The sequence below is a fragment of the Pseudomonas sp. Sample_16 genome, assembly GCF_004307665.1.
Lineage (GTDB): Bacteria > Pseudomonadota > Gammaproteobacteria > Pseudomonadales > Pseudomonadaceae > Aquipseudomonas.
This window is the reverse complement of sequence record NZ_RCOB01000126.1, coordinates 1-26,941: the sequence shown is the minus strand read 5'-3', so window position 1 is coordinate 26,941 and position 26,941 is coordinate 1. Positions and strand designations below refer to the sequence as shown.

The window sequence follows — 26,941 nt, the reverse complement described above, 5'->3', positions numbered from 1 at the left end:
CCGCCACCGCCGCCACTACCACCATCTCTTGCCTGAGCGCTTGATACCCCGGAAAAGCTGTCCGGGATCAGTACGGTAGACGCCGACAAAACCGCGCCAATAGCTACTGCCAGTAAAAGCTTGTTGATGTGCATGTCGTTCTCCGTCTTCTTGTTCAGATTGGAGCGTGGATGAACATTGCAACGTGCTGCCATATTCAGAAGGTGAACACGCCAGTGCGGCGATTTATTCAGTCAGTCCGTCGACAAACCAGGGAACGGGCCAACAGGCCCGTTCCAGAGGGGTCAGTGAATGCTCGAGGCCAACTCGAAAATCGGGATGTACATCAAAATCACGATCACCCCGATCAACAAACCGATAAACGTCATGAGCAACGGCTCGAACAGCCGCACGAACCATTCGATCCAGCGGCTGATTTCTTCGTCGTAGAAGTCGGCACTGCGCTCCATCATCTGGCCGAGGTTGCCGGATTGTTCGCCGGCACGCAGCAAACGCAGGGATACCGGCGTTACCAGGTGGTTCAGTTCCAGCGCCGCCGACAATGATTGCCCTTCGCGCACTCGCTCGCAGGCCTGGTCCAGGCGTACGCGGGAGGCGGGAGTCAGCAGATTGCGGACCATGCCCATGGCAGTAACGAGGGGAATGCCGCCCTGTAGCAGAATGCCCAGGGAGCGGTAGAAACGGGCCAACTCATACATGAAGATGCGCTGATGTACCGCCGGGAGCTTTTCGATCAGGCGATCCAGTCCTCGGCGAAAGGACGGCTGGCGCTGGAGCAGGGCGAGGGCAACGATGAAGGCCATGAAAGTACCAAAGAATTCGCCCTGATGTGCGTGCAGGAACATGCCGCTGCTCATGAGGATCTGTGACAACCAAGGCAGGTTTGAGCCCAGCCCTTCGAACACCAGGCTGAAGCGCGGCACCACATAACCCATCAGGAACAACACCACGCCGCCCCCCACCACCAACAACAGCAGGGGGTAGATCGACGCACTGATGATCTTTTGGCGAACCTCGTCCATGCGTTGCCGATAACTGACATAGCGGCCCAGGGCTTCACCCACGGCCCCGGTTTTCTCGCTGGACTGCACCAGCGCCACATACAGTGGCGGGAAAACCGCCGACAACTGGCCCAATGCCTGAGAGAACGATTTGCCTTCGTAAAGCAGGCGCACCAACTCGCTCAGGGTTTTACGGGCCTGTGGCGCGGACTCTTTTTCCGCCAGGCTTTCCAGCGCGTCGATCAGCGGCAGGCCGGCATTGAGCAGCGTGGTCAGTTCCTGGCTGAACAACACCAGGTTAAAGGTTTCGCGCTGCTTGAGGCGCAAGGCCCGCCAATGGCGCTCGGCGCGCAGGCTGACCACCCGCAGGCCCTGGTCTTCGGCGATGCGTCGCGCTTCGCTGTGCCCCGGCGCTTCCACGGTCATCGTGACCACACCGGCCTTGCCCACTGCTTTGAGGTGAAAGCGCATGGTCGCCATGTCCGTCATTGCCAACTGGTGACTTCGGCGTTTTCGCCTTCGCCGCCGGGCTGGCCATCCTTGCCCATCGACAACAGGTCGTACTCGCCATTTTCGCCGGGATAGCGGTAGGTGTAGTTACGGCCCCAAGGGTCCTGCGGCAACTTTTTCTGCAAGTACGGGCCGGTCCAGCGGGTTTCATCGCTGGGCGCGCTGACGAGTGCCTGCAAGCCCTGTTCGGTCGAAGGGTAGTGGCCGACCTCCAGGCGATAAAGATCAAGGGCTTTGCCCAGGCCTTCTATTTGCGCCTTGGCGACTTTCACTTCGGAACGCCCCAGTTGAGCGAAATACTTCGGCGCGACGATGCCGGCCAAGAGCCCAAGCACCACCAGCACCACCAACAGTTCAAGCAATGTGAACCCGCGTTGAGCACGCGGGGCAGAGACACGCGAACACTGTTTCATGATGACCTCACACAGTCGGCAGAAGGGTCGCAACAAGGGCTTATGCAATTGCCATGCAAAGGTCTGCCCGAGGTCTGCCTTCCTTCTGCAACCCCCGTAATACGGCCTCTCGCGCTTTCGGCACAGTGCTTGCGTATGGCTGATAAACGTCCGGCCATTGGGGCATTACCCCCATTTTTCGGGGCCGGGCAGGGGAGACAGAACCATGAAGAATCTCACCACAGCAATGCTCGGTTTGTTGCTGCTGACCGGCACCGTACAGGCTGATGTATTCGTCTCCGTGGACGCCAAGGGCAACTTTGTCCTGTCCAACGTCCACCGCCCCGGGCGCCAGTATGAACGGGTGATTCGTGAAGCCGAGGCGGCCGTTGTCAGCCTCGATCAGCAACCGCAAATGATCGCCGCCCGCCCCTATGCCGAACTGGTGGCGGCGGCGGCCACGGACAACCAGCTGCCGGCGGCGCTGTTGCACGCGGTGATCCAGACCGAGTCCAGCTACAACGCCAGCGCCGTATCGCCCAAGGGCGCCGGTGGGCTGATGCAGTTGATGCCCGACACGGCCCGGGAAATGGGGGTCAAGGATGTCTATGACCCCAAGGCCAACATCCAGGGCGGCGCCCGCTATCTCAAACGCCTGATGACGCTGTTCGACAACGACATCGCCCTTGCCGTCGCGGCCTACAACGCCGGTCCGCAAGCGGTGCTCAGCCGTGGCGGGGTGATCCCGCCGTTCGCCGAAACCCAACGTTATGTGCCCAGTGTCTTGCGCCAGTACCGGCGTTTGCAGGGGCTGGCAGCGGATGCGCCGCTATGAGCGAAACCCCCGGGACGGTTTTCCCCGACATTGGGGCATGGTGGCCCCGGCGAAAAAGTGGGGAATAACTGGGTGATTTCCCCCGTTGGATCAAGTGACAAACGCAAGGGACTGAAAAACAAAAGAATTTTTTATGGCATGCAGATTGCTGAAGGGGATTTGTCGAGAACTATTCCCTGTGAGCACCCACAGTGAGGCCCGAGATCATGTCCGGCATTTACCGCGTTCCCCACATAATTCCCTGGTTGCTGTTGCTCGCTTCGATGCTGGGCATCGAGTTTGCCGAAGCGGCTGCGCGCTGTGAACGTAACCTGGTGGCCAACGTCGTGGCGCTGGACCAGCCCCTGATGTTCAACCGCCTGGGTGCGCAAAACGTCAATGGCATGATGTTCGCCCTGCGTCGCGATGTGGTCGATGACCATGACGTTTCATTGGCCCAGGGCGGCGCGGCGGTGCCGGGCAAGGTTTCACTGCGGCCTGACAAACGCCCGCGTCCGCTGGTATTGCGGGTCGCCGCCGGTGACTGCCTGACCATCAATCTGCAAAACCTGCTGGCCTATCAGGCCAACCCCGGTTCTCACGAAAGTGGCGAGGGCGAGGAAGAAGAGGGCAGCGGGAATCCTGGCAACACCGATCAATTCAAAGTCGACGAACAGGTCGCCGACCGCCATGTGGGCTTTCAGGTCAATGGCATGCAGGCGGTCAACAGCATTGATGACATCGCCTCTTTCACCGGGCGCAACGCCAACACCCTGATCGCGCCCGGCGCTACCCGCTCCTATACCTTGTACGCCGAGCGTGAGGGGGTGTTCGCGGCCAGTAGCCGTGGCGCGACCTTCGGTGGTGAAGGCGCGGCCGGCAACGTCGCCAATGGTCTGTTCGGTCAAGTGGTCGTGGTACCCAAGGGCGGTCGCACCTATCGCAATACCGTGACTGAAGAAGAGATGCGCCTGGCCAGTACCGGGCGCACCCCGACCGGCCAGCCGATCGTCGACTACCAGGCACGCTACCCGCAGCGCGAGCCGTGGATCCGTGAAGGCAAGGCCGGCACACCGATCATCAATATGGTCGACGGTAATGAAATCATTTCCAGCGAGAGCGACGCGATCGTGATGGGCAGCAACGCCGATGGCAGTTTCCCGTCCTCGACCTATCCGCTGGAAGCCGTAGGCAAGCGCAACCCGGCGATCCCCAACCGCTTGGAACCGTTCCGCGATTTCGCCTCACAGTTCCAGGATGAAACCGCCGCGACCCAGGCCTTCCCCGCTTACTGGGCCGACCCGGTGATGGCCCACGTGCTGGAGCCGACCCGCGATTCGTTCATGATCAACTATGGTTCCGGTGGCATGGGGGCTGAAGTCGTGGCGAACCGTCTGGGTGTCGGGCCGATGCATGATTGCCTGTCCTGTGCCTATGAAGAATTCTTCCTCAGCTCCCACACCGTGGGCGACGTGGCCATGCTGGTGGACGTTCCGGCCAACGCCGGCCTGGAAGGCATCACCCCCGGTCAAACACCGAACGCCGATCAGATCGGGGTCAAGGCCACCATGGCGCTGTACCCGTCCGAGCCATCCAACGTCAACCACAGCTACATCGGTGACTTCGTCAAATTCCGCAACACCCACAATGGCCACGAGCAGCACATTTTCCACCTGCACGGGCATCAGTGGCTGTTCAACCCCAATGACGACAACTCGGACTACGTGGATGCCCAGGGCATCGGCCCAGGTGCCGGCTACACCTATGAGATCGCCAACGGCGGTTCGGGCAACCGTAACCGGGTCGCAGGCGATGCGATTTATCACTGCCACTTCTACCCGCACTTTGCTCAGGGCATGTGGGCCATGTGGCGCGTGCATGACGTGTTTGAAGAGGGCACCAAACTCGAAGTGTCGCAACAAGGCGACGATGGTTTCCACAGCGAACCCTACGCCCTGCGCAGCGGCAAACCTGCGGCAGGTGCACGGGCCTTGCCCGATGGTGAAATCGTTGCCGGCACGCCAATCCCGGCCGTGGTGCCACTGCCCGGCAAAGCCATGGCGCCGATGCCCGGCAAAGTCGCGGTTGTGCCGAAAATCGGCGAAACCCTGGTGGCCGCCAACGATGACGACGATGAAGAAGCGGACGACGACGGCGAGCATCACGGCGGTAGCGGCGGCGCGCAAGCCATCGGTTCGCTGGCGCTGGTCGATCGCAGCGAAGCCAACCGCAACCCTGATGGCACCCTGAAAAATCCTGGCTATCCGTTCTGGATCGGCGGCATGGAAAGCTCGGTCGGCCAACGCCCGCCGACTCCGCCGCTGGACATGCTCGACGCCGCCACGGCACAGAGCCTGAAGTCTTCGGGCAATGCCTTGTGGGCAAACCTCGACCCTAATCAGTCCGGTGGCTGGGACGGTGGCCTGGGACGTCATTCGCTGGACGGTTTTTCCGCTGGCGGCGAGGCTGAGACCGTGACTACATCCCTGGATTTCTCCAAGGAAGTCAAACGTGCCAAACCGCTGTACTTGCCAGAAGAGGGCACGGAAGTCGAACAGGCAGCCATGGCCTTCCATGCGAAAAAAGACCACCCAAGCTACGCCTTGCTGCCGGGCAACCAGATCGTGTCGCGTAATTTCCGCACCAACGGCGCTTTGCCGGTGGCCGGCGCGCCGTACTACGAACCCTGCATGGATGACCGGCAAAAACGCCTGACCAGCAGCGCCGGCACCGGTGAGTTCGCCAGTGGCGAGCGCCTCGACGGCATGTCCTTCATCGGCGCCTCGACGTTTACTGCCGATCGTCCTCGGGTCTACAAAGCGGCGAACATCCAGTTCGACGCGGTGTACAACAAGGTCGGCTATCACTTCCCGCAAGCGCGCATCCTGGCGCTGTGGGAAGACGCCTGGCCGGTGATCACCAAGCAGCGTCCGCCAGAGCCTCTGGTGATGCGCATGAACACCTTCGACTGCGTGCAGTACCAGCAAACCAACCTGGTGCCGGCTGTCTACGAGATGGACGATTATCAAGTGCGCACGCCGACCGACGTGATCGGCCAGCACATTCACTTGCCCAAGTGGGACCTGACCGCCGCAGACGGCTCGGCCAACGGCTGGAACTACGAGGACGGCGTACTTTCCCCTGGCGCCGTGCAGGAGCGCATCCTCGCCATCCGTGAGTTCAACCAGTGCGAAGGCACCGATCCGCGTGACGGCACCCCGGCGTGTCCGAAAGCCAAGAACCACCCGTTCTTCGGCCAATTCGGCCGGGCCGACTGGGTGGGAGCGCGGACGGCCATGCAACGCTGGTTTGTCGACCCCGTGGTCAACGCCAAGGGCGTCGACCGTGGCCTGGGCACCATCTTCACCCACGACCACCTCGGCCCATCGACGCACCAGCAAATTGGCCTGTACGCCACCGTGCTCGCTGAACCGGCAGGCTCGACCTGGTTCCATGCTGAAACCGGCGAGCCGTTGTACAGCGGTGCGCGGCAGGACGGCGGGCCGACATCATGGCAAGCGGTAATCTCGACCGGCGACCTGGACGGCGACGGCAAGAACGACAGCTTCCGTGAGTTCTTCCTCGAGTACAGCGACTTCCAGCACGCCTATGAAGCCGGTGTCTACGTGGGCGCCGGGCCGGACGGTAAACCGGATGCGCAAAGCTTCCCGGCCACCGCCGACAGCTTCCGCTACGCGATCAACCCGCCTGTGCGCAACAACGCCAGCACCCTGCTGGACGGCATTATCGAAGTGCAGGGTGGAATGGTGCCTGGCTGCCCGAGCCGGCCATGCCCACAAGCGATCTCGGTGGATGACCCGGGCATGTTCGTGGTCAATTACCGCAACGAACCGCTGGCCCTGCGGGTGTACGACCCGAACAAGGTCGGCCCTGACGGCAAGCGCGGCATGCAGGCCGACGGCCTCGGCGGCGACCTGGCGTACGCCATGCAAAGCCGTACCGACCGTGCGATCCCGGCGATGAACCTGGCACCGAACCTGATCACCGCAGCCACCGGCCCGACGGGCGGCACCACGCTGTTCCCGCCGCACATCAACAAGGGCGGCGCCGAACCGGGCGATCCGTTCACCCCGATGCTGCGTACCTACACCGGCGACAACGTGCGGCTGCGGGTGCATGCCGGCGGTCACGAAGAGGAGCACAACGTCACCCTGCACGGCGTGAAGTGGTTGCAGAGCGGCTCCGGTTTCGGCACCAGCTCCAACTCCGGCTGGCGCGCGTCGCAGATGATCGGCATCTCCGAGCAAATGGGCTTCATTGCGCCGGTATCGATGCTGTCCAGTTCGGCGGCGACCACGGGTGACTACCTGTACTCGATGGATGCGTCGATCGAAGGCTACTGGAGCGGCATCTGGGGTGTCATGCGCAACTACACGGCGCAACGCAGCGATCTGTTCCCGTTGCCGAACAATGCGAAACCGACCGGCATGCGCAACACCGTGGCGTTCGAGGGCATCTGCCCACGCTATGGCGCCAACCCCAATGGCATTGGCACTCGGCCAACCCCGCAACGCAACTATGAAGTGGTTGCGGCGCTGGCCAACGACATTCTCACCAATCCGTTGGGCTTGACCATCGGTGATCCGGCGGGGCTCGGCCAACATGTCGGCGGGCCGTTGAATCCGGCGGGCGGCACCCTGGTGTTCAACTCGCGGCCGGTGAGCATTCCTCAAGTCACCGTGGTCGACCCCGAAGATGGTGAAACGATCACCATCGGCGGGCAAAGTGGGCCGCTGCATGACCCGACCGCGATCCTTTACGTGCGCAAGGCTGACCTCGACCCAACCACTGGCAAGCTCAAACCCGGTGTGCCTGTCGAACCCCTTGTGCTGCGCGCAGCGGCCGGTGACTGCATCAACATCACCCTGGAAAACCGTCTGCCAAGCGTCATGCCGGACCTGACCCAGACCGCGGTGATGCAAGGTATGGTCAAACGGGATCGCAACAGCGGCACCGGTTCGACCACCTTCAGCAACAACCTGATGCGGCCGTCGAGCCACGTGGGTCTGCACGCGCAGTTGCTGGCGTACGACATCACCAAATCCGATGGCACCAACGTCGGCGCCAACCCGACCCAGACCGTGCCGCCGCGTGTCGGCAGCAGCGGTGCCTACCCGACCCGTACCTATCAGTACTACGCCGGGCACCTGGAGCGTGAAGGCAAACCGATCACTCAACTGGGGCGCAATGTCGACAACATCAACGCCACGGCGGTGGAGTTCGGCGGGTTGAATTTCACCCCGGCGGATGTGATCAAGCAGTCGCAAAAAGGCTTGGCCGCTGCGATGAGCATCCTGCCGATGGGTGCCACCTGGGTTGACGACACGCGCAAAGTGAATGCGACGGTTACTGCGCCAGGGCAAACCACCTATCGTGACTTTGCGATGGTCTGGCAGAAAGCCTTGAACACTCGCTGGGCCAACGGTCGGCCGGTGGAGGGGATTGCTGCAGAAGGGTTCGGCGTACCGACCGATCCGCAGGACAACTCCAGCATGGCCATCAACTACAAGACCGAACCGATGTGGTACCGCTTCGGCCTGGCCCCGGATGCACCGTTCGGGCATGCCGATGGTGCGGGCTACGGCGACATGGTCAATGCGCACATGGCGTACAGCAATGCGCTGGTGGGCGGCGATCCGCAAACACCGGTGCTGTACGCCAAGCCGGGGCAGCCGTTCCGCACGCACATCCTGATGCCTACCGGCGGCAGTCGCGGCACGACGTTCCAGCTTGACGGTCACGTCTGGTCGACCAACCCGTTCCTGTCGGAGAAGAGCGATACCGGTGGCTATCCAATGGGCACTCCAGGCGTGGGGTCGGTGAAGTTCGGCTACAACCCGATGTCGATGTACATCGGCGCCCGCGAGAGCGTGCTGCCGGCAGCCCACTTCAGCTTCATGTTGCCGAGCGCCGGGGGCGTCAACGCGATACCGGGTGACTACCTGTTCCGCGACTACGGCGCCTATGGCAACACGTCCGGGTTGTGGGGGTTGTTGCGGGTAACCAACGAGCCGGAGCCGGCGCCTGCGCCGTGAGCGAGAGAGGGAGCAAGAAATGACAACCTGTGGCGAGGGAGCTTGCTCCCGCTTGAGTGCAAAGCACTCACAAAATCTGCATTGACTGCAAACGTTTTGGGGCCGCTGCGCAGCCCGGCGGGAGCAAGCTCCCTCGCCACAAGGGTAGGTAGGCTGGATAGGCAGACAAGGATCTGAAGGGGAGTTTGTCATGAGCAGGACCATCATGTTGGCCAGTTGTGCGCTCGCTGTCGCAGGGGCATTGATCTGGTTCGGGGTATCGCGCACGACGCCACCGACCCTGCTCAGCGAAGTGGCGTTGCCCGATACCTGGACCGGCCAGACGCTTGAGCGAGACGGCGTCTCGGTGGCCTTGCAGGTACGGCCGCTGGCCGATGATGGCGTATTGCGTGAGGGTGAGTTCGCCGACGTGCAATTTCGCGTGACCGACAAGGCTTCCGGCCAACCGCTTTCGGGCGTCGCCCCCGGTGCCTGGCTGGACCCGGAAGCCGTGGCCGCCGACAAGGCCCAGGGCCGCGATCAGAGCTGCAAGGCTCGGGTCGGTGTGTTCCTCAAGTCGAACATCGGCGCGCGACCACTGCTCGACCTCAACAGCTACTTCCTGTTGGTGATGAACCGCGACGCCAGCGTTTCGGTGGTCGATCCGTCGGTGTCGGTGGGCGGCATCACCAGTACCATGGCCCGCATTGATATCAAGCAACCGCCGATGGACTGGGTCACCCCGCGGGACAACAAGCGGGTGTTTGTCTCGATGCCGGCCGCCAGTGAAGTCGCAGTGATCGACAGCGAACGATTCAAAGTGGTCGACTCAGTCGCGGCCGGCAGCAACCCGGTGCGCGTGGCCCTGCAACCGGACGAGCGCCTGTTGTGGGTCGGCAACAATGCCAAGGATGCGGAGCAATCCGGGGTCACGGTGATCGATACCCTCAGCCTCAAGACCCTCAAGCATTTGCCCACCGGTGGCGGCCATCATGAAATCGCCTTCAGCAAGGACAGTCGCTTTGCGTTCGTCACCAACCGCGACGACGGCACCGTCAGCATTATCGACATCGCCAGCCTGAGCATCATCAAACAGCTCAAGACCGGCTCGCACCCGTTGTCGGTGGTGTATTCGCCGCTGTCCGGCGCAGCCTATGTCGCCGATGGCAAGGACGGCACGGTGACTGTGGTCGATGCCAGCAGCCAGTCGGTGCGCCGGGTGATCAAGCTGAAGCAGGGGCTCGGCCCTATGGGTTTCAGCGCGGATGGCCGTTTCGGCATCGTGCTCAACACCCTGGAGAACCAGGCCTCGGTGATCGATGCGGCCAACGACGCGCTGATCCATGAAATGGATGTATCCGCCGAGCCCTATCAAGTGGTGTTCACCAAGGCCTACGCCTATATCCGCGGACTGGCTTCGCCGAAGGTGACGATGATCAACCTGGCGTCCCTGGGCGAAGGCCGCAAGCCGATCACCCAGGGTTTCGAAGCCGGACCGCAGCCGCCACGGCTGGCCGGTGACCTGCCACTGGCGTCGAGCCTGGCGGTGTCGCGGGACGACAACGCGGTGTTTGTGGTCAACCCGACCGACAACACCACGTACTTCTACGCCGAAGGCATGAACGCACCGATGTCCGGCTACCCCAACCGCGGGCAAGTGGCGCGGGCGGCGATGGTCATTGACCGCAGCCTGCGCGAAGTCGAGCCGGGGCTGTACAGCGCGCGGATCCAGTTGCCAGCGGCAGGGCGCTTCGACGTGGCGTTCCTGCTCAATCAGCCGAACATCATCCATTGCTTCAACACCGTCGTGCAGGCCAACCCGGCGCTCACTCAATCAATGGGCGCCGCGAAGGTGGAGTTCCTGCTCGACAAAACCACTGCCGCACTGGGTAGCCCCTACGTTGTGCGTTTTCGCATCGTCGAAGGCAAGCAGAAGGCACTTCGCAGTGGGGTAAAGGACGTGCAGGTGCGCTATTTCCTGGCGCCTTCGTCCCGGCCCGAGACGGTCGCGGCACTGGATGTCGGCAACGGGGTTTATGAAGCCCCGGTGACTCTCGACCACAACGGTGCGTGGTACCTGCACGTGCGTGCAGCGTCGCTGGGGGCGAATTTCGGCGACCAGACATTTGCCAGTGTTCGGGTGATCCCCGGCGAAGCTCATTGAGAGGACATCGACATGAACCGATTAGCTCAACATGGATTGCTGACACTCTGCCTGATGGCCGTCGGTATTGGTCAGGCCCTGGCGCACTCGGCCGATGAACACGCCGGTCACGGCATGGCGGCCAAAAGCGCCAGCTCGGAACGCGCCCAGGTCAAGTTCGCCGACGTGGCGCTGGTGGACCAGAACGGCAAGACCGTGCGCCTGGAAAAAGACCTGGTCGACAACAAGATCGTGGTCATGAGTTTCATCTACACCAGCTGCACCACAGTTTGCCCGGTGGTGTCCTCGATCATGGGCAAGGTGCAGAAACAGCTCGGGGCGCGGGTCGGCACCGAGGTGCAACTGGTATCGATCAGCATCGACCCGCAACGTGACGATGCCAAACGCCTGAACGACTACGCCCGTACGTTCCAGAAGGGCCCCGGCTGGAGCTGGCTGACCGGCTCACCGCAATCAGTCAACGACACGCTCAAGGGCCTGGGCTCGTTCAGCGGCGACGTCAAGAATCACCAACCCTTGATCCTCGTGGGTGACGGCAACAGTCGCCACTGGACCCGCTATTACGGCTTCACCGATCCGGTAGTGTTGAGCCGTGAAGTCGAGAAACTCAGCGGCGAGCGCAATGCTCATGCCAAACATACCGCCATCGCCATGGAGCACCAGCCATGAGAGCGTTCGTCTTGATGGTCCTGACCGCCTGCTTTTGCATGAGCAGTATCCCGGCGTTTTCCCATGAGGGGCATGAGCAACCGGAACCGGCAAGCGCGACAGCCGCGGCGCCGCCGGCGAGTGGCACGAGGGATGCGAAAACCTGGTTTACCGACACGCCGTTGCAGGACCAGAACGGCAACACACTGCGGTTCTACAGCGACGCCCTGCAAAACCGCGTGGTGCTGCTCAATGTGATTTTCACCAGTTGCAACGATGCCTGCCCGTTGATCACCCAAAAGCTCAAGGAAGTACGCGAAGTGCTGGGCGACAAGGCGGACGGCATTACCTTCATCTCCCTTACCAGTGATCCGCTGCGCGATACACCGGCGGTACTCAAGGCTTACACCTTGAAGCAGGGCGTCGATGGGCCCCACTGGCTTTTTCTTACCGGCGACAAAGCGCAAATGGACCTCGTTCTGGGACGCATCGGCCAGGTCATACCGAGCCCCGAGCAGCACTCCACCCAATTGATCGTCGGCGATGTGGCCAACAAACGCTGGAGTAAAATCCGTCCTGATGCCCCGGCCGCCGCCATTGCCCAGCGTTTGCAGTTGCTGACAATGCCCGTGGCTGGCCGTTGAGCCTGCGCCATGAAAAACGCCCTCATCCTCGGCCTGTTCATCCTCAGTGGCCTCAGTTGCGCCGCCCACGCGTTGCCGCTGACCCCGAGTGAAAGTGCGGGCAAGCGCTTGTACCGCGAGGGTGTGTCGGCGAGCGGTGAGCCGATCATGGCCAGGGTCGGCGCTTCCGGCGTGTTGTTGCCGGCCAGCAGCCTGCCGTGCGCCAATTGCCACGGCAGCGATGGACTGGGGCGACCTGAAGGCGGAGTACGGCCGCCGGACCTCAGCTGGTCGCGGCTGACCAGTACTTATGGCCAGCAGCAGATCAACGGCCGCGCTTACCCGGCGTATACCGAAGGGACATTGACCCGGGCGATCCAGGAAGGGCGAGACCCGGGCAATAATCGGCTGGACCCGGCGATGCCGCGGTTCGTGCTGTCGATGAATGACCAACGCAACCTCACGGCGTACCTCAAGCGCCTGGCCGATGATCGTGATCCGGGACTGAGCCCGGACAGTCTGCATCTTGGCACCTTGCTGCCCAGCACCGGAGCCTTGAGCGAGGAGGGTGCCACAGTGGCGGCGGTGCTGCGCGGCAGTGTCGCGCGGATCAACGAAGCCGGCGGGATCCACGGCCGACAGTTACGCCTGACCATTCTCGATCCAGGACCGGACCGTGCCAGTGCCGAGCAGGCGCTGGACCAATTGATCGAGCAGGAACAGGTCTTCGCCCTGATTGCACCGCTGGTGCCAGCGCTGGACAGTGAGCTGGTGCCGCGCCTGGAACAGGCCGGTGTGCCGCTGATAGGACCACTGTCTTTGCAAGGCTCGGCCCAGATCAGCCGGCAGATCTTCGAGCCTCTGCCGGGGCTTCGTGAACAGATGATCGCCCTGGCCAACTATGCCGCCGCCAGTTTGCGGGTGCTGCAAGGCCCGACGCTGATCGCCTATCCGGACGAACCCGGTCAGCGTCTGGCAGCGGAAAAACTCGCGCAATACCTGCAAGACAACGCCTGGCAGAAAGTGCGCCTGCAACCCTACGAATCGGCCCAGGACGAGTTGCCCCTGGGCTCACGTTCGGTGTTTTACCTGGGCAGCAGCGGCGGTTTCAGTCGGCTGGCCGAGCGCCTGCAAACAGCGGGGCAGGTGCCTTACCTGTTCGCCGCGTCGAACCAGGTCGCGGGTGACTTGTTGCAAGTGCCCAGCGGTTTTTCCCGGCGGGTATTCCTGGCCTATCCATTCGTGCCCAGCGACTGGACGATTGCCGGCCGTTTGGCTCTGACCCAGTTGCGCGAACGGCAGAAGCTCGGTGGTGAACACGCGGTCATGCAGGTCGGCGCCTTCAGCTCGATGCTGTTGCTCAGCGAAGGCATGAAGCAGGCCGGGCGCGATGCCAGCCGCGAGAAACTGGTCAGCGCCCTGGAAGGCCTGCATGACTTCGATACCGGTCTGACCCCGCTGATCAGCTTTGGACCGGGTCGCCGCCTGGGCCTGAGCGGCGCCCATATCGTCACCGTGGATCTGCCCGACCAACGCTTTTATCTGGTTGCACCGTACAAACCCATCGCCGCCATGCCTTGACCGGAGGCCGAACATGAAACTCAAGACTTTGCTGGTCCTGTTGACGTTATGGGTTCCCGCTGCGTTTTGCAGCAATGGTCCGGCCGTGGCACGGGTCAATGGCGAGGAAATTTCCCAGTTGCGCCTGGAGCGTTATTTCGCCGAATACCTGGAAGATCAGGGCCGTGCGCTGGGCAGCATCCGCAATCCCAAGGCCTACAAGCAATTGCGCAAGGCCGCCCTGGATGCCTTGATCGACAAGGAACTGCTCTGGCAGGAGGCCGTCAAGCGCGGCGTAGTGATCAGCGATGCCGCGGTGCAACATCAGGTCGACCAGACGCGTCAGGCCTTCGGCGGTGCCGAGGTGTTCGCCCGACGCCTGGAGGACGCCGGTTTCAATGAGGCGACCTACATCGAATACACCCGCCGCGAGCTGGCGGCCCAGCAGATGTTTGCTGATCTGACCAAAGTCAGCGAACCGGACGAGAAGGAGGTGCAAGCGTTTTTTGCCGAGCATCGCGCTGAAATGAACCGACCTGAACAAGTGCAGGCCAGGCATATCCTGATCAAAGTGCCTCAGGGTGCGGATGCTTCCACTGTTTCATCTGCGAGACTACGCTTGGAGGCAATGCGTACGCGTATCGCTCAGGGTGAAGATTTCGCCAGCGTCGCCCGGACCGGTTCGCAAGACGCTTCGGCCAGCGATGGCGGTGATCTGGGCTACTTTGCACGCGGTCGCATGCTGCCGGAGTTCGACGCGGCAGCGTTTGCCCTGGCGCCGGGCGCCGTCAGCGAGCCGGTGCGAACGGCGGTGGGATGGCATCTGATTTATGTACAGAACCGAATGGAGGCAGCCGATGTCACACAAGAGCAAGGACTTGACATGGTTCGGGCTTACCTTGCCCGACAGAAACAGGTTCAGGCTCGTCTGCAGGTGCTGGCACAGCTGCGTTCCAGCAATCGAATCGAACGGATTGACGACGATTGAGCATTCCCCAACAGTGGGGAAAAGCATCAATGCACCTGCGTTCGCTTTTCCCCGCTTTTGGGGGGTGGGGTATGTGGACGAACAGGCATTGCTTTTAAATTCAAGGACATGAATACATAAAATTACCGGCGCTCAGCCTGGCATGAAGTGTGCGTTAGACCTATCAAGGCGCGCACTCCATCAGGCTCGGTATTCGGACCTGCGGTTTCAAGGAGTCCACCTTGTTAAACAAAGTACTGGTTGTTGACGACGAACAACTTCTTGCTGAAAACCTTCAGGGTTACCTGCAGGCGCAAGAGTTGGACGTCCGGATTGCTCACGACGGTGCACAAGGAATCGCTGAAGCTGACGATTTTGCACCCGATGTGATGGTGTTCGATTACCGCTTGCCCGATATGGAAGGCTTTCAGGTGCTCGATGCCGTCCGCCATAACAGGAAGTGTCATTTTGTGCTGATCACAGGGCATCCCACCGCAGAAGTTTGCGAACGGGCCCGGCAACTGGGAGTCAGCCACATCCTGTTCAAACCCTTTCCGTTGGCGGAATTGGCCCGGGCAGTGCTGGATCTTCTAGGCAGGGGGCGAGAACCCAGAGCAGGTACGAGCGCTTCCGAAGGATTCGTCGAACGACGCCAGAGCAGGACCGAAAGTTTCCCGCTGCAGTTGTACGACGGTAGTTGGGTGCTAGCTGATCGCCGACGAAGTTCCTCGGCCGCCACAGCGCCAGACGACGAACAATTGCTCACCGGGGAGTAGTGGCGCGACAAGACGTTCCGGCCCCCGCCGAAAATGCTCGCCGCGCCGACAGGGCTCAAAGCCCCGGGCGTTGGAGAGCAAGCCATGGACCGTCTATCACTTGTCGTCGATGCTGCGCCGCTGGACTGTGTGCCGGCCCGGTTTACCAGTGAGCAATTGGCCCAGGCACGGGTTCTGGCTGCCGCTTCCGGCGAACGCATGCTCGATGCCCTTGGGCAACTGTCCGAACTGGCCCCGATGCCTTTCATCCAATGCCTCGGCGCCACCTTGCATTATCCGGTGCTCGACACCGACAGCCTGTTTCAATCCAAGCCGGTTTTCGACCGGGTCACCCTGGCTCAATGCCTCAAGCGCGAATTCACCCTGCTGCATTACGACGACGCAGTCATCGGCGTGTTTGCCGACCCGTTCGACAGCGCGCGCCTGGCCTGGATCGACGACTGCCTGCATGGCGCGGCTCTGTACCTGGTGCATGCCGATGACCTGAAAGCCTACCTGGCGCGCCACGAGGAGAGTTTCCACGCGGTGGAATCGCTCAACGCCCAGAGCGACACCGGCGCCGAAATCGATAACCTGCAAAGCCTGTCCCTGACCAGCATCAGCGAAGACTCCAGTGTGGTGGTCAAGCTGGTCAACTCGACCCTGTACGACGCGCTGAAAATGCACGCCAGCGATATCCACCTGGGCACCACCGGCAGCGGTCTGGTGATCAAGTACCGCATCGACGGCGTGTTGAACAACATCAGCAAAATCCAGGGCAATGAGTTTGCCGAACAGGTGATCTCCCGGGTCAAGGTCATGGCCGAGCTGGACATCGGTGAAAAACGCGTGCCCCAGGACGGTCGCTTCAAGATTGGCATCAGTGGCCGGCAGATCGACTTTCGGGTGTCGATCATGCCCAGCATTTTCGGTGAAGACGCCGTGCTGCGGGTGCTCGACAAACAGGATCTGGCCGACAAAGTCTGCGGCGTGCAGCTGCAAGCCTTGGGCTTCGAAGAAGAAACCCTGCGCCAACTGCGCCGCCTCGCCGCCGAGCCCTACGGCATGGTGCTGGTCACCGGCCCCACCGGCAGCGGCAAGACCACCACGCTGTACGCGATGATCACCGAGATCAACCACGGCGTGGACAAGATCATCACCATCGAAGACCCGGTCGAGTACCAACTGCCGGGCGTGCTGCAAATTCCGGTCAACGAAAAGAAAGGCCTGACCTTCGCCCGCGGCCTGCGCTCGATCCTGCGTCACGACCCGGACAAGATCATGGTCGGTGAAATCCGCGACCCGGACACCGCGCAGATCGCCGTGCAATCGGCACTCACCGGGCACCTGGTGTTCACCACCATTCACGCCAACAACGTATTCGACGTGATCGGTCGTTTCACCCAAATGGAAATCGATCCCTACAGCCTCGTCAGTGCCCTCAATGCGGTGTTGGCCCAGCGCTTGATTCGCCTGGTCTGCACCAGTTGCAGCAGCGCGTATGTGCCGAGCGAAGAAGAGCTGGAGACCTCGGGTCTCGATCCACAGCAGGTCGCTCACTACCAGTTCGTCCACGGCAAGGGTTGCGGTCACTGCCGCGGCACCGGTTACCGCGGGCGCAGTGCAATTGCCGAACTGCTGCACCTGGACGACGAACTGCGGCAGATGATCGTCGAGCGCCAACCCATTGCGAAAATCAAGGCGCATGCCTGCAAACGTGGCTTGCGCCTGTTGCGCGAGTCAGCCCTGGAACTGGTGCAACAAGGCCGAACCACGCTCGAGGAGATCAATCGTGTCACTTTTATCTCGTGAGCGTTATGTCGCCGTGCTCGGCGCCAGTGGTGTCGGCCTCGGCCAGCGGCGGGGCAATGAAACCCTGTGGCTTGGCAGCGTCGGCTTCATCGATGAAGGTTTCCTTGCCTGGGCCGTGGCCCTGGAAACCCTCGACCGTCTGCTGGGTGAACACACCCGTGCCGGTGCGGAGTTGGCCGTGGTGGTTTCCGGGCACTTCAGCCGTTTTTGCCTGGTGCCCTGGAGCGAGCAGATCAGCAGCCCCGATGAGCTGCGCGGATTTGCCCAGCTGTGTTTCGAAGACCTCTATGGCGCGCCGAGCCAGCCCTGGAGCCTGGTACTCTCGGCGGAACCGGCCGGCTACGACCGCATCGCAACCGCGCTGCCACAAGACTTGCTGGAGCGCCTGCGGACGCTGGCCAGTGGCCGCGGCCTGCGTCTGCGCTCGGTACAGCCATACCTGATGGCGGCGTTCAACCGCTTCGATAAGAGCTTCGATGCCGGCGACTTCCTGTTCGTCGTCGCCGAGCCGGTGCGCAGCGTGATGCTGCTGGCCCGCGAAGGTCGCTGGACGGCGGTGCGTTCGGTGGGCAGCAGCGACAGCGATGCGGCACTGACCGCGCTGATCGGCCGCGAAAGCCAATTGCAGGCCTGCGCCAGCGAACGGCCACTGAATGTCTACCTGCACGCACCGGCTCGCATCGACTCGCATCCTGACGTGCCCGGTGTGCACTTGCGCACCCTTGAAGAGGACCGGACTGCCGTACGCGATTGCCTGTACGTCATGTCCCGGGCGGTGGCCTGACATGCGCCCGCTGATGCTCGACTTTCAACCGCGACGCCGTTCGAGCCCTCTGGGCTGGAGCCTGCTGGCCGGGGGCGTGGTGCTGGCGCTGAGCTGCATACTGATTCAGCAACACCTGAGCGGGGAGACCGAGCAACAGCAGGGTCATCTGCAAACCGCACAACGTGTGCTCACCGGCGACACCGGCGGCAAGGTCAGCCTGACCCCGGCCGAAACCCGCGAACAGGCGCAAAACCTGGCCGAGATGCGCAAGGTTTCGCAGCAATTGCGCCGCCCATGGGAACGCCTGTTCGCCACGCTCGAATCGATGCCCCGCGACAACATCGCCTTGCTGACCCTGACCCCGGACGCCCGCAAAGGCCAGGTCAGGATCAGCGCCGAGGCGCGGGACCTGGACGCGATGCTCGACTTCCACCGCCGCCTCGAAGCCAGCGACGAGCTGTCCGATGTGTCGCTGCTCAGCCACGAAATCGTCGCCAACGTGCCGGAGCACCCGGTGCAATTCAACCTGTCGGCTACCTGGGAGATTGGCGATGCAAATCCCTAGATTGATCGTCCACGAATACCTGCAAAGCCTGGGCGCGCCGGGCCTGGCGGGACTTGGCTTGCTGGTGGTGGCACTGACCTGGGGCCTGGCCGGTTTGCTGCCGGACTGGCAGTCACTGCAGCACCTGAGCCAGCAGACCCGGGAAGCCAGTGAATATCTGGCCAAGGTCGAGGAGGGCAGCGTGGCCGCGCCGGTGGTGCCGCAGCGTCAGCTCGATGATTTCCGCAGCAAGTTGCCCTCCCAGCCGCAGGCTACCGTCGCCATCGACAAGATCTACGCGTTGGCCACCGTGGAACGCATCACCCTGGCCCGTGGCGAATACTCGCTGGGCATCGATCCGAAAACCCACCTGGCGCGCTATCAGATTCTGCTGCCGGTGCGTGGCAGCTACCCGCAATTGCGGCGCTTCCTGCACGCCTTGCTGGGGCAGTTGCCGGCGGTGGTCATCGAAGACGTGGAGTTCCAGCGCAAGAAGATCGCCGACACCGACCTCACTGGTCGGATCCGCATGACCCTTTACCTGTCGAGGTCATGATGAACAACAAGCGCGTGGTGGGTTGGGTGGCCTTTCTCGGTGTCGCCGCGGCACTGACCTGGTTGCCCGAGTATTTCAAGCAGGCTGACGACAGTGACGTGGAAGTCGCCGCTGTTGCCACACCAGCCAAAGGCAAGGCGTCGTCTACAGCAAAAGCCTCCGCCGCGCCTGCGCCGATCAAGGACCTGAGCCCGGCCGGCGACCTGTTTGCCGCCCGCAGCTGGAAGGCTGCTCCATCACTGGCCAGTGTCACCGAAAAACCCGTCACCGTTGCTCCGGTCGTGCAGGCCCCCACTGCACCGCCGATGCCTTTCCAGTTCATTGGCCGGATGGATGATCGCACTGACCTGCAAGTGTTTTTGCAGAACGGCGAAAAAATCTACGTCGTGCGCAAGGGGGATGTGATCGACGACACATGGAAGATCGAGGGGATTTCCGATCTGGAACTGAGCCTGGTCTATTTGCCTCTGCATTTGTCCCAGACTTTGTCTGTGGGGAGCGCGCAATGAACAAATCCCGTTTGCTGATGAGCCTTTGCCTCTGTGCAGGGCTGGCCGCGTGCAGTTCGGCGCAGGTTGCCAAGGAGGAAGCCACTGACCTGATCGAACAGGGGCAGTACGAAGCCGGCCTGGCACGGATCGAGGAAGGGTTGCGCGAAAACCCTCGCGACACCGAACTGCACATTGCGCTCAACAGTGCCCGAGCCCGCGCGATCACCGCTTTGTTGACCCAGGCCGACATGGACCGTACGCAACGTGATTTCGCTTCGGCACGCATGGGTTACGGCCGAGTGTTGACCATCGAGCCGAACAACCGTCGCGCCCAGGACGCCCTGCGTCAGCTCGAACACATGCGCAGCCTCGATGAAAAGCTCGAACTGGCCCGCGGCGACCTGCGCCGGGGCGACGTGTACGGGTCCGAGCGCCAGGTGCGGCAGATCCTCGAACTGGACCCGAACAATGAAGGCGCGCTGGAGCTGCAAGGCAATATCCGCCTGGTGCAGAGTCGCAACGTGATTCCTTATCCGCAACTGCGTACTCGCCTCGACAAACCGGTGACCCTGGAATTTCGTGACGCCAACCTGAAGACCATTTTCGAAGTGCTGTCCCAGGTGGCCGGTTTGAATTTCATCTTCGACAAAGACCTGCGCCCGGACATGAAAGCGACGATTTTCGTGCGCGACGTGCGTATCGAAGATGCGGTGGAACTGCTGCTGCAACAGAACCAGCTGCATCAGAAAGTGGTGAACGAAAACACCCTGCTGATCTACCCCGACTCACCGCAGAAGCTCAAGGATTACCAAGAGCTGGTGATGCGCACCTTCTACCTGACCAGCATCGATGCCAACACCGCGCTGAACATGATCAAGACCATGCTCAAGACCCGCGACGTGTTCGTCGATGAGCGCCTCAACACCCTGACCATGCGCGACAGCGGCGACGCGATTCGCATGGCTGAGAAACTCCTGCAATCCCAGGATCAGTCGAACCCCGAAGTGGTGCTGGAAGTGGAAGTGATGGAAGTCGCCACCCAGCGCATCCTCGACCTTGGCCTGCAATGGCCGAACACCTTCGGCGTGGTCAACAGCGATGGCTCGGCGGTGACCATTCTCGATCAACTCAAGGGCATCAACTCCAGCCGCATCACGATCTCTCCGTCGCCACAGGCCAAGATCAATGCCCAGGACAAGGACATCAACACCCTGGCCAGCCCGGTCATCCGGGTGAGTAACCGTGAGCAGGCGCGCATCCACATTGGTCAACGCGTACCAATCATCAGCGCCACGTCGGTGCCGTCGACTCAGGGACCGGTGATCACCGAAAGCGTGACTTACCTCGATGTCGGTTTGAAACTGGAAGTGCAGCCGACCGTGCACCTGAACAACGAAGTGGCAATCAAGGTCGCCCTGGAAGTCAGTAACGCCACACCTCTGGAGCCGACCCGCCAAGGCACGATTCCGGTGCAGGTCGATACCCGTAACGCGCAGACCACGCTGCGCCTGCATGACGGCGAAACCCAGATCCTTGCCGGCCTGATGCGCAACGACCATGGCAGCACCGGCAACAAGATCCCGGGCCTGGGTGACATTCCTGGCCTGGGCCGGCTGTTCGGCAGCAACAAGGATGACGTCAGTAAATCTGAACTGGTGCTGTCGATCACCCCGCGGATCGTGCGCAACCTGCCGTACCAGAGCCCGTCGGACATGGAATTCCCTACCGGCACTGAAACCAGCATGCACATCCAGGCGCCGGATCGTTCGAAGGTCGGAGTCGAAGAGGTTCGCACCCAAGGCATGAGCGCACCGATCGCCACCACCGTTACCGTCGGGAAGCCTTGATCATGAACGCCTCGCAACGCGGTTTTACCCTGATCGAAGTCGTGGTGACGCTGTCCCTGATCGGCCTGCTGGCCGGCATGGCCGCACCGCTGACCGAGACCGTGGTGCGTCGGGGCAAAGAGCAGGAACTGCGTACCGCCCTGTACCAGATCCGCGACGCCATCGATGCCTACAAGCGTGCATTCGATGCCGGCTACATCGAGAAATCGCTGAACAGCAACGGCTACCCGCCGAACCTGCAAGTGCTGGTTGAAGGCGTGCGGGATGTGCGCAGCGCCAAAGGGGCCAAGTTCTATTTCCTGCGGCGCGTGCCCCACGACCCTCTGGCGCCGGTCAAGCGTGACGACGAAGGCGGCTGGGGCTTGCGCTCCTACGACAGCACCGCTGAAAACCCGCGGGACGGGCAGGACGTCTTTGACGTCTACTCCAAGGCCCGCGGCAAAGGCCTCAACGGCATCGCGTACCGGGAGTGGTGAACATATGCGCCGGCAAAAGGGCTTTACCCTACTGGAACTGATGGTGGTCATGGCAATCATCGCGACGCTGATGACCATCGCCTTGCCGCGCTATTTCAACAGCCTGGAGGCCTCGAAAGAGACCACTTTGCGCCAGAGCCTGTCGGCCATGCGCGAGGCGCTGGATCACTACTACGGCGACACCGGGCGTTATCCGGATTCCATCGAACAACTGGTCGAGCAGCGTTATCTGCGCAACTCGCCGATGGACCCGATTGTCGAGCGCAAAGACGCCTGGGTCATGGTTGCCCCCCCGGACGGCGTGGCCGGCGGGGTTGCCGATATCAAAAGTGGTGCCACAGGGAGGGCGCGTGATGGCAGCCTTTATTCCGAGTGGTAAGCCTGCGGCAGAGGACGGTTTCACCTACCTGGGGGTGCTGTTTCTGATCATGGTGATGGGCATGGGCCTGGCCAGTGCCGGCGAGTTGTGGTCCACCGCTTCGCGGCGTGATCGCGAGCGCCAGTTGCTGTGGGTCGGCACCCAGTACGCCCAGGCGCTGCGTAGCTATTACCGCAGTTCGCCTGGCCTGGCACAGTACCCGAAGGAACTCGCCGACCTGCTGCAGGACGAGCGATTCCCCAATGCCAAACACCACATCCGCCAGCTGTACCCGGACCCGATCGGCGGCGGCGAATGGTTCCTGATGCGCGGTTTCGACGGACGCATCACTGGCATCAGCAGCCCGTCCACGGACAAACCGCTCAAACAGGCGGACTTTCCCAGTCAATGGTCGGATTTCAGCGGCATGGCCAGTTACAAGGACTGGCAATTCGTGGCCGAGAAATCCTTCCTCGATGGCACATCCGGCCCGGCCAAGGGCCAGTCGCAACAGCCACAGGCGTTGCAGCCATGAACAGACTCTGCCTGGCCTTGATCCTGGTGTTGAGCACCTCTGCCGCCTCGGCTGGCGAAGAGGACGAAATGCTCGGTTTCATCATCGACGACACGATCTCGCACATCGGCCACGACTTTTACTATTCGTTCAGTGAACGCCTGCGCGCCACCAGCCCGATGGATTTCAACCTGGTGGTTCGCGAACGACCTTCGGCTCGCTGGGGCAGCCTGGTGACCGTGGAATTTCAACAGCGTTTGGTTTATCGGCGCTTCCTGCCGCCGAACACCGTCGAGCTCAAGGACGAGGCCTATGCCGCCGCCGACTGGGTACGCGGGCAGATTGTCCAGCGCAAGCTGGAAACCTTGTTGCAGGACACCACGGACCTTGAGAGGGACGAACTATGAAAATGAAAACGTTCTTGCAGCGCAGTGGCTTGTGCTTGCTCGGCCTCGGCAGTTGCGGTCTGGTCCAGGCCACGGAGTTGGTCTACACACCGATCAATCCATCGTTTGGCGGCAACCCGCTGAACGGCACCTGGCTGCTCAACAACGCCCAGGCGCAAAACGATTATGACGACCCTGACTTGAAGGACCGCGCTGCCCTGACCGGCACCTCGGCCCTGGAACGCTTCAGCAGCCAGTTGCAATCGCGGTTGCTGGGGCAATTGCTGGACAACATCTCCACCGGCAATACGGGGAGCCTGTCCACAGACGCTTTTATCGTCAACGTCCTCGACGACTCGGGGCAACTGACGATTGAAGTGACGGATCGAGCGACCGGTGAAGTGTCGGAAATCAAGGTTAATGGCCTCGCCCCTTGACGGGCATTTGGGCTGACGGGGAGCAACGGACATGAAAAAGTTGATTTTGCTAGGGATGCTGTTGGCAGCACTTCAAGGCTGCAGCCTGCGCGAGCCGATTGGCGCTGAGCAGGACACCGAAACGCCGACCCTGACACCCCGGGCGTCGACCTATTACGATTTGATCAACATGCCGCGACCCAAAGGCCGGTTGATGGCGGTTGTGTATGGTTTCCGTGACCAGACCGGACAATACAAACCGACCCCGGCCAGCTCGTTCTCCACCAGCGTCACCCAGGGGGCGGCGAGCATGTTGATGGACGCCATGCAGGCCAGCGGCTGGTTCGTGGTGCTGGAACGAGAAGGGCTGCAGAACCTGTTGACCGAGCGCAAGATCATCCGCGCATCGCAGAAAAAACCGAACACGCCGGTAAACATCCAGGCTGAACTGCCACCGCTGCAAGCGGCGAACATGATGCTTGAAGGCGGGATCATCGCCTACGACACCAACGTGAAGAGCGGCGGGGAAGGGGCACGCTACCTGGGCATCGATATTTCCCGGGAGTATCGGGTCGACCAGGTCACGGTGAATCTGCGGGCGGTGGACGTACGCAGTGGGCAGGTGCTGGCCAATGTGATGACCAGCAAGACGATCTACTCCGTTGGGCGCAGCGCCGGCGTGTTCAAGTTCATCGAGTTCAAGAAACTGCTCGAGGCCGAGGTCGGCTACACCACCAACGAACCGGCACAGTTGTGTGTGCTGTCGGCGATTGAAGCGGCGGTGGGGCATTTGCTGGCACAGGGGATCGAACGCAAGATGTGGCAGGTGGCCGGGGACAACTCCGCACCGCCGCAGAATGAGACGCTTGAGCGCTATCTGACCCAGAACAAGGTGACGCCTGAAGGTGAGGGTTCGGACGAGTAAATCGAGGCGGCTTTCGGGCTGTTGGGTTGGTGTTCTCCTGAGGGAGCTGGCTTGCCAGCGATGGCGGCCTGACAGCCGACCAATCTCTGCCAGTTGCACTCCATCACCTGTAGGAGCACGGCTTGCCGGCGATGGCGTCCTTGAGATCGCCTTCGCGAGCAAGCTTTGCTCCTACAGAGGATCTTCATTGGTCGAAAATCGCGATCACACCGGGATCCACAGTGGGAGCTGGCTTGCCAGCGATGGCGGCCTGTCAACCAACGGGAACCATTCGGGTGTACAAAAAACTGTTCTCTGGAGATCCCCTAAATGACAGGCCACCTCACAAAATGGCTTTGATCTCCCGGCCAAACCGCTCCCGATACACCGACGGTGGCACCCCGACCACGCTGCGAAACGCCACCCGAAAGCTTTCCACCGAACGATAACCACAGCGCAGTGCAATCTGCTCGGTGTTGTGGTCGGTACTCTCCAGCAACTCCCGCGCACGGCCCAGACGTTCATGTTGCAGCCAGGTTTTCGGTGACTGACCGCTGGCCTCGGTGAAGCGCCGCAGGAATGTGCGTTCACTCATGGCTGCTTCGCTGGCCAGGTCGCGGACCTCCAGCGGTTCATGCAAACGCTCGCGTGCCCACTGCATGACGCGGGAAAGATCGCTGCGCGGGGTGGGGCTGACCGGTGTCGGAATGAATTGCGCCTGGCCACCGGTGCGTTGCGGTGACATCACCAGGCGTCGTGCCACCGCGTTGGCCACCTGCGTACCGAAATCCCGCGCCACCAGATGCAGGCAAGCATCGATGCCGGCCGCGCTGCCGGCAGAGGTGATCAACTGGCCCGAGTCGACGTACAACACGTCCGGGTCCACCAGGATATTTGGAAAACGTTCCGCCAGTTCGCGGGTGTAACGCCAGTGCGTGGTAGCGCTGCGGCCGTCGAGCAGGCCGGTGGCCGCCAGTACGAATACGCCTGAACAGATCGACAGCAAGCGAGCGCCCCGGGCGTGGGCCTGGCGCAGCGCGGTGAGCAGTGCATCGGGCACGGTTGCGTTGCGGTCACGCCAGCCGGGGATGATGATCGTCCGCGCCTGCTGCAGCAGTTCCAGGCCGCCATCGGCCAGTACTTGTATGCCCCCCATGGCGCGCATGGGGCCTTGATCGACGGCGGCGATCTGGTGGCTGTACCAGGGGAAATCGAACTCCGGGCGCGCGAGGCCGAATATCTCCACGGCGATACCAAACTCGAATGTGCAGAGGCCATCGTAGGCCAGGATCGCGACCAATCCAGGGGTGGGCTGCATTTGGCGGAAAGTTCCCGGTGAGTGTCTTGTGCGCCACTTTAGCCGCAAGTGGCCGGCAGATAAAGTCTGCTCACACCCACGACACTCAGGAGCAAACCTATGACCAGCCTGGTCCGCGCAATACCCGCCGCCCCTTCGGCCATTGCCTTCATGCATTTCAGTAACCGCCTGACCTTTGAAACCGATTGCTCTGACGTTCACGGCAGCCAAGCGGCTGGCGAGGTGGATTTTGTGTTGGTCGACGTGAGGGGGCCGCTGGCGTTCGAACGGGGCCACTTGCCCGGGGCGATCAATATTCCGGGGCGACTCCTCAACGCCGAGCACCTTGCGGCCTATCCGAAAACCAGCCTGTTCGTGGTCTATTGCGCAGGCCCGCACTGCAACGGCGCGAACAAGGCAGCAGTGAAGCTGGCGGCGCTGGGCTATCCGGTCAAGGAGATGATTGGCGGCGTGACCGGATGGCTGGATGAAGGGTTTGCGTTGAGTGTTGCGACGTCGCGACCAGTGAACCATGTGGTCGGTTGCGAATGTTGATCCCATCCAGGAGATCGCAAACCGCGCCAGCGCTTGCAACGCAAAGCTGGCGCGGTCTTTTTCTATATTTATTTGTCGCTTCAAAATAACTGAAGTGGCGGAAGCCGCCATAGACTGCCGGCCACTTCGGTTTTTGTCAGTTACAAACTGCGACCGAACGCTGCCAATAAAAGCCTCCGCACACAGGAGTTATAAATGAAGAAGCTAGTGATGTTCGGTGCCCTGGCACTGTCGATGTTGTCCCTGACCGCCGTGGCTGCAGATGCCAAGCCGATCCGCATCGGTATCGAAGCCGGTTACCCGCCATTCTCGATGAAAACCCCTGACGGCAAGCTCACTGGCTTTGACGTGGACATCGGCGACGCGCTGTGCGAGCAGATGAAAGTGAAGTGCACCTGGGTCGAGCAAGAGTTCGACGGCCTGATCCCGGCGCTGAAGGTCAAGAAAATCGACGCAATCCTGTCGTCCATGACCATCACTGACGATCGCAAGAAGAACGTCGATTTCACCATCAAGTACTACCACACCCCGGCGCGCTTCGTGATGAAGG

At 61.7% G+C, this 26,941-nt stretch carries 25 protein-coding genes; 22 read left to right on the top strand and 3 right to left on the bottom strand.

Features of this window, described 5'->3' with window-relative positions:
- Window positions 1-284: 284 nt before the first annotated feature.
- Window positions 285-1,472, bottom strand: coding sequence for a type II secretion system F family protein (locus D8U69_RS17435; RefSeq protein WP_130906320.1), 1,188 nt, complete (start codon window positions 1,470-1,472; stop codon window positions 285-287).
- 14 nt (window positions 1,473-1,486) lie between these two features.
- Window positions 1,487-1,924, bottom strand: a complete 438-nt coding sequence (gene gspG / locus D8U69_RS17430) for a type II secretion system major pseudopilin GspG (protein ID WP_056854551.1) — start codon at window positions 1,922-1,924, stop codon at window positions 1,487-1,489.
- A gap of 205 nt (window positions 1,925-2,129) precedes the next feature.
- Between gspG and D8U69_RS17425 the strand changes: the two genes are divergently transcribed.
- The 20 genes from D8U69_RS17425 (at window position 2,130) to D8U69_RS17330 (ending at window position 24,560) form a co-directional block, all read left to right on the top strand.
- On the top strand, window positions 2,130-2,738 hold the full coding sequence (locus D8U69_RS17425; protein ID WP_056854550.1) for a lytic transglycosylase domain-containing protein: 609 nt from the start codon (window positions 2,130-2,132) through the stop codon (window positions 2,736-2,738).
- 206 nt (window positions 2,739-2,944) lie between these two features.
- Window positions 2,945-8,773 (top strand): manganese-oxidizing multicopper oxidase MnxG, encoded by a 5,829-nt coding sequence (gene mnxG, locus D8U69_RS17420; protein WP_130907801.1) that lies wholly within the window; start codon window positions 2,945-2,947, stop codon window positions 8,771-8,773.
- A 190-nt stretch (window positions 8,774-8,963) separates the two neighbouring features.
- Window positions 8,964-10,916 (top strand): YncE family protein, encoded by a 1,953-nt coding sequence (locus D8U69_RS17415; RefSeq protein ID WP_130906322.1) that lies wholly within the window; start codon window positions 8,964-8,966, stop codon window positions 10,914-10,916.
- A 12-nt stretch (window positions 10,917-10,928) separates the two neighbouring features.
- On the top strand, window positions 10,929-11,585 hold the full coding sequence (locus tag D8U69_RS17410) for an SCO family protein (protein WP_130907800.1): 657 nt from the start codon (window positions 10,929-10,931) through the stop codon (window positions 11,583-11,585).
- A complete protein-coding gene (locus D8U69_RS17405; RefSeq protein WP_056854546.1) occupies window positions 11,582-12,208 on the top strand; it encodes an SCO family protein in 627 nt (208 codons plus the stop codon). Before D8U69_RS17410 ends, D8U69_RS17405 begins: the two co-directional genes overlap by 4 nt.
- 9 nt (window positions 12,209-12,217) lie before the next feature.
- On the top strand, window positions 12,218-13,768 hold the full coding sequence (locus D8U69_RS17400) for an ABC transporter substrate-binding protein (protein WP_056854545.1): 1,551 nt from the start codon (window positions 12,218-12,220) through the stop codon (window positions 13,766-13,768).
- 13 nt (window positions 13,769-13,781) lie between these two features.
- Window positions 13,782-14,735: a peptidylprolyl isomerase gene (locus D8U69_RS17395; protein WP_130907799.1), complete on the top strand. Its 954-nt coding sequence runs from the start codon at window positions 13,782-13,784 to the stop codon at window positions 14,733-14,735.
- A gap of 221 nt (window positions 14,736-14,956) precedes the next feature.
- Entirely contained in the window at window positions 14,957-15,490 is a 534-nt protein-coding gene (locus D8U69_RS17390) for a response regulator (protein ID WP_130907798.1), read from the top strand.
- Window positions 15,491-15,574: 84 nt separating this feature from the next.
- Window positions 15,575-17,281 carry a GspE/PulE family protein gene (locus D8U69_RS17385; RefSeq protein ID WP_130907797.1) on the top strand — a complete coding sequence of 569 codons (1,707 nt, stop codon included), beginning with the start codon at window positions 15,575-15,577 and terminating at the stop codon, window positions 17,279-17,281.
- Window positions 17,262-18,065 carry a hypothetical protein gene (locus tag D8U69_RS17380; RefSeq protein WP_056854541.1) on the top strand — a complete coding sequence of 268 codons (804 nt, stop codon included), beginning with the start codon at window positions 17,262-17,264 and terminating at the stop codon, window positions 18,063-18,065. The genes D8U69_RS17385 and D8U69_RS17380 overlap by 20 nt, the downstream gene beginning before the upstream one ends.
- A gap of 1 nt (window position 18,066) precedes the next feature.
- Complete coding sequence (locus D8U69_RS17375) at window positions 18,067-18,612, top strand: PilN domain-containing protein (RefSeq protein ID WP_130907796.1); 546 nt, start codon at window positions 18,067-18,069, stop codon at window positions 18,610-18,612.
- Complete coding sequence (locus D8U69_RS17370) at window positions 18,599-19,147, top strand: GspMb/PilO family protein (RefSeq protein ID WP_056854539.1); 549 nt, start codon at window positions 18,599-18,601, stop codon at window positions 19,145-19,147. Before D8U69_RS17375 ends, D8U69_RS17370 begins: the two co-directional genes overlap by 14 nt.
- Complete coding sequence (locus tag D8U69_RS17365) at window positions 19,147-19,656, top strand: hypothetical protein (RefSeq protein ID WP_130906328.1); 510 nt, start codon at window positions 19,147-19,149, stop codon at window positions 19,654-19,656. The genes D8U69_RS17370 and D8U69_RS17365 overlap by 1 nt, the downstream gene beginning before the upstream one ends.
- Window positions 19,653-21,485, top strand: a complete 1,833-nt coding sequence (locus tag D8U69_RS17360; RefSeq protein ID WP_056854537.1) for a secretin N-terminal domain-containing protein — start codon at window positions 19,653-19,655, stop codon at window positions 21,483-21,485. The genes D8U69_RS17365 and D8U69_RS17360 overlap by 4 nt, the downstream gene beginning before the upstream one ends.
- A gap of 2 nt (window positions 21,486-21,487) precedes the next feature.
- Window positions 21,488-21,961, top strand: coding sequence for a type II secretion system protein (locus D8U69_RS17355; RefSeq protein WP_056854536.1), 474 nt, complete (start codon window positions 21,488-21,490; stop codon window positions 21,959-21,961).
- Window positions 21,962-21,965: 4 nt separating this feature from the next.
- On the top strand, window positions 21,966-22,340 hold the full coding sequence (locus D8U69_RS17350; RefSeq protein WP_056854535.1) for a type II secretion system protein: 375 nt from the start codon (window positions 21,966-21,968) through the stop codon (window positions 22,338-22,340).
- Entirely contained in the window at window positions 22,315-22,854 is a 540-nt protein-coding gene (locus D8U69_RS17345) for a type II secretion system protein (RefSeq protein WP_130907795.1), read from the top strand. Before D8U69_RS17350 ends, D8U69_RS17345 begins: the two co-directional genes overlap by 26 nt.
- Window positions 22,851-23,240: a curli production assembly/transport protein CsgE gene (gene csgE, locus D8U69_RS17340; protein ID WP_056854533.1), complete on the top strand. Its 390-nt coding sequence runs from the start codon at window positions 22,851-22,853 to the stop codon at window positions 23,238-23,240. The genes D8U69_RS17345 and csgE overlap by 4 nt, the downstream gene beginning before the upstream one ends.
- Window positions 23,237-23,656 carry a curli assembly protein CsgF gene (locus D8U69_RS17335; protein ID WP_130907794.1) on the top strand — a complete coding sequence of 140 codons (420 nt, stop codon included), beginning with the start codon at window positions 23,237-23,239 and terminating at the stop codon, window positions 23,654-23,656. The genes csgE and D8U69_RS17335 overlap by 4 nt, the downstream gene beginning before the upstream one ends.
- 31 nt (window positions 23,657-23,687) lie before the next feature.
- Entirely contained in the window at window positions 23,688-24,560 is an 873-nt protein-coding gene (locus D8U69_RS17330; RefSeq protein WP_056854531.1) for a CsgG/HfaB family protein, read from the top strand.
- A 322-nt stretch (window positions 24,561-24,882) separates the two neighbouring features.
- Here the strand turns inward: D8U69_RS17330 and ftrA are convergent, their stop codons facing one another.
- Entirely contained in the window at window positions 24,883-25,857 is a 975-nt protein-coding gene (gene ftrA, locus D8U69_RS17325) for a transcriptional regulator FtrA (protein ID WP_130907793.1), read from the bottom strand.
- Window positions 25,858-25,956: 99 nt separating this feature from the next.
- Between ftrA and D8U69_RS17320 the strand changes: the two genes are divergently transcribed.
- Complete coding sequence (locus D8U69_RS17320) at window positions 25,957-26,391, top strand: rhodanese-like domain-containing protein (RefSeq protein ID WP_130907792.1); 435 nt, start codon at window positions 25,957-25,959, stop codon at window positions 26,389-26,391.
- 195 nt (window positions 26,392-26,586) lie between these two features.
- The coding region (locus D8U69_RS17315) for a transporter substrate-binding domain-containing protein (protein WP_130907791.1) at window positions 26,587-26,941 on the top strand (355 nt) is incomplete at its 3' end.

Bases quoted from the DNA above. Each gene is read 5' to 3' on its own strand.
- D8U69_RS17435 (WP_130906320.1), bottom strand. From the start codon at position 1,472: ATGCGCTTTCACCTCAAAGCAGTGGGCAAGGCCGGTGTGGTCACGATG.
- gspG (WP_056854551.1), bottom strand. From the start codon at position 1,924: ATGAAACAGTGTTCGCGTGTCTCTGCCCCGCGTGCTCAACGCGGGTTC.
- D8U69_RS17425 (WP_056854550.1), top strand. From the start codon at position 2,130: ATGAAGAATCTCACCACAGCAATGCTCGGTTTGTTGCTGCTGACCGGC.
- mnxG (WP_130907801.1), top strand. From the start codon at position 2,945: ATGTCCGGCATTTACCGCGTTCCCCACATAATTCCCTGGTTGCTGTTG.
- D8U69_RS17415 (WP_130906322.1), top strand. From the start codon at position 8,964: ATGAGCAGGACCATCATGTTGGCCAGTTGTGCGCTCGCTGTCGCAGGG.
- D8U69_RS17410 (WP_130907800.1), top strand. From the start codon at position 10,929: ATGAACCGATTAGCTCAACATGGATTGCTGACACTCTGCCTGATGGCC.
- D8U69_RS17405 (WP_056854546.1), top strand. From the start codon at position 11,582: ATGAGAGCGTTCGTCTTGATGGTCCTGACCGCCTGCTTTTGCATGAGC.
- D8U69_RS17400 (WP_056854545.1), top strand. From the start codon at position 12,218: ATGAAAAACGCCCTCATCCTCGGCCTGTTCATCCTCAGTGGCCTCAGT.
- D8U69_RS17395 (WP_130907799.1), top strand. From the start codon at position 13,782: ATGAAACTCAAGACTTTGCTGGTCCTGTTGACGTTATGGGTTCCCGCT.
- D8U69_RS17385 (WP_130907797.1), top strand. From the start codon at position 15,575: ATGGACCGTCTATCACTTGTCGTCGATGCTGCGCCGCTGGACTGTGTG.
- D8U69_RS17375 (WP_130907796.1), top strand. From the start codon at position 18,067: ATGCGCCCGCTGATGCTCGACTTTCAACCGCGACGCCGTTCGAGCCCT.
- D8U69_RS17370 (WP_056854539.1), top strand. From the start codon at position 18,599: ATGCAAATCCCTAGATTGATCGTCCACGAATACCTGCAAAGCCTGGGC.
- D8U69_RS17365 (WP_130906328.1), top strand. From the start codon at position 19,147: ATGAACAACAAGCGCGTGGTGGGTTGGGTGGCCTTTCTCGGTGTCGCC.
- D8U69_RS17360 (WP_056854537.1), top strand. From the start codon at position 19,653: ATGAACAAATCCCGTTTGCTGATGAGCCTTTGCCTCTGTGCAGGGCTG.
- D8U69_RS17355 (WP_056854536.1), top strand. From the start codon at position 21,488: ATGAACGCCTCGCAACGCGGTTTTACCCTGATCGAAGTCGTGGTGACG.
- D8U69_RS17350 (WP_056854535.1), top strand. From the start codon at position 21,966: ATGCGCCGGCAAAAGGGCTTTACCCTACTGGAACTGATGGTGGTCATG.
- D8U69_RS17345 (WP_130907795.1), top strand. From the start codon at position 22,315: ATGGCAGCCTTTATTCCGAGTGGTAAGCCTGCGGCAGAGGACGGTTTC.
- csgE (WP_056854533.1), top strand. From the start codon at position 22,851: ATGAACAGACTCTGCCTGGCCTTGATCCTGGTGTTGAGCACCTCTGCC.
- D8U69_RS17335 (WP_130907794.1), top strand. From the start codon at position 23,237: ATGAAAATGAAAACGTTCTTGCAGCGCAGTGGCTTGTGCTTGCTCGGC.
- D8U69_RS17330 (WP_056854531.1), top strand. From the start codon at position 23,688: ATGAAAAAGTTGATTTTGCTAGGGATGCTGTTGGCAGCACTTCAAGGC.
- ftrA (WP_130907793.1), bottom strand. From the start codon at position 25,857: ATGCAGCCCACCCCTGGATTGGTCGCGATCCTGGCCTACGATGGCCTC.
- D8U69_RS17320 (WP_130907792.1), top strand. From the start codon at position 25,957: ATGACCAGCCTGGTCCGCGCAATACCCGCCGCCCCTTCGGCCATTGCC.